The organism is Skermanella sp. (genome assembly GCF_059503625.1).
In genome coordinates this window covers 1-2,012 of the sequence record NZ_JCACHA010000552.1, presented here as the reverse complement: position 1 = coordinate 2,012, position 2,012 = coordinate 1, and the positions used below count along the sequence as shown (strand labels likewise).

Annotated in this window: 2 protein-coding genes; both read left to right on the top strand. The window is 51.6% G+C overall.

All coding sequences use genetic code 11. The annotated features are described in order from the left end of the window. A partial coding sequence (locus tag AC5JJ6_RS11665) for an IS5 family transposase (RefSeq protein ID WP_496042190.1) occupies positions 1–526 on the top strand: 526 nt, incomplete at its 5' end. 220 nt (positions 527–746) lie between these two features. Beyond that, on the top strand, positions 747–2,012 hold a 1,266-nt coding region (locus AC5JJ6_RS11660), incomplete at its 3' end, for a SpvB/TcaC N-terminal domain-containing protein (RefSeq protein ID WP_496042189.1).

Genomic DNA, 2,012 nt, shown 5'->3' with positions numbered 1-2,012 from the left:
CTCCTCGTTTGCAACCTCACGCGTTCCTAACAGAAGGTCAGCTTTGCCGTTCTGGAAAAAAACCGGCCCGAACCCGACGGACCGGGGGAAACTGGCGACCAAGCGCTCGGTGGTGACCGACGCGCGCGGGGTCCCCATCGGCCTCGCCGTCGATGGCGCCAACGTGCCCGACTACAAGCGGCTTCAGGAGACACTCGACACTATGCCGGTCCAGCGTCCGGAAGCGCGTCCACAACAACCGGTGAACCTGTGCATCGACAAAGGCTACGACTATGATGGACCTCGGCGGATCGCCTATGACTACAACTTGATTGCCCATATCCGACGCCGCGGCGAAGAGACCAGGACAGTACCGTATCATCCAGACTATCAGCCCCGCCGGTGGGTTGTTGAACGCCTACATTCCTGGATCAACCGCTTTCGGCGGTTGCTCATCCGCTGGGAGAAAAAGTCCCGCAACTACGAGGCCATGCTCCATTTCGCCTGCGGTATTATCGCCTGGGAACAAACCAACCTACTGGGATAGGCTCTTAGTGCAACAACCAGCCATTTGGCTCTCCAATACGATATTGGCTGCTCTACCTCACGAATTTGGCGAGTGCCGATAACACGTTTCCTCCATAGAGTAGCTTACCCCTCAAAACCATAGGTCGAATGAATAGCTTGAAACAAAATCTGCAAGGTGCAGTATTATTCTTCACCATGGTGATGTCCGTAGCATCGAGTCATCTTTGGGGGCTTCATAGATGAGAATCAAACGGTTAACCGCAGCTGTATGCTTTGTATACATACTCATCTTGGATTTCCCAGCCCAGATTGTTGCGCAGCCGTTAGATCTTCCTGCCGACACGATGATTGCAACTGATACCGTGGATGGATTAGCAGTTGGAAGAACCGCTGGAATAGGCGATGTTACGACCGATGGAGCTGCTCAATATTCTATTCCTTTTTGGGTTGCCCCAGGGAGAGCAGGTATCCAACCGAATTTGTCGTTGAACTACAATAGCCGAAGCGGAAACGGCCTCGTCGGCGTCGGCTGGACAGTCGGGGGACTGTCCCAGGTTACACGCTGCCGTAAAACACACCTTCAAGACGCCACAGCAGATGCTGTCAGCTTTGACAACGGCAACGATGGCGATCCATTTTGTTTTGAGGGGCAGCGACTCGTTATGGTTGGCGGCCTCAAAGGCCCAGAGAGCATCGAAGGAGGAGAGTTAACCGAATACCGAACCGAGAATAACATTCACGCCAAAATAACTTCTCACGCTCCCGACGCACTAGGACCCCGGTTCTTTCAAGTTTACTTGAAAGACGGTCGGATCTTAACATACGGCGGCACACTGGACTCGGTTCTTGAAGGCGCACGGGTGCATGTCTCAGTTCAGCATGTAAACTACAATCCACCGTTCAACCAAGGAAACTGGGAATTCAGTAACAACTATGACCAGCGTGTTCGGTACGCATGGGCTCTGCGCCGCGTAGAGGATCGTGCCGGAAACTATATGACAATTGCATATGATACAGACAAGTTGGATGATGCTTACGGGATTGTACCTAAGCTAATACGCTATACAGGATCCAAAGGCCCTATGGTTTCGGATCCGACACGTTCTATACATTTTCATTATGAAAAACGACCTGATATGATGGAGTGGTACGTCAGCGGTTTTAAGATGAAGCAGGATAAACGCCTCACTCGAATTGATATGCGCTGGGAAAGAGAGACCGGTAACTCGATACTTCTGCGCTCCTATAATCTCGGGTACAGAAATGACGGAGGAACTGATCGGAGCATACTTGAAACGGTTCAAGAGTGTGACGGTGCTGCTATATGCATGCCGCAGACATCATTTGAATGGACAGCTACAGGCACAGGATTTAGGAAGATTGACACTACGATTGATATCGATGTTAACCCAACACAACCATCAACGCCATCGCGCGCGGTGCTACATACTGGCGACATAGATGGTGACGGGCTTGATGACGTTTTGATAAGAGACGGCGCGGGT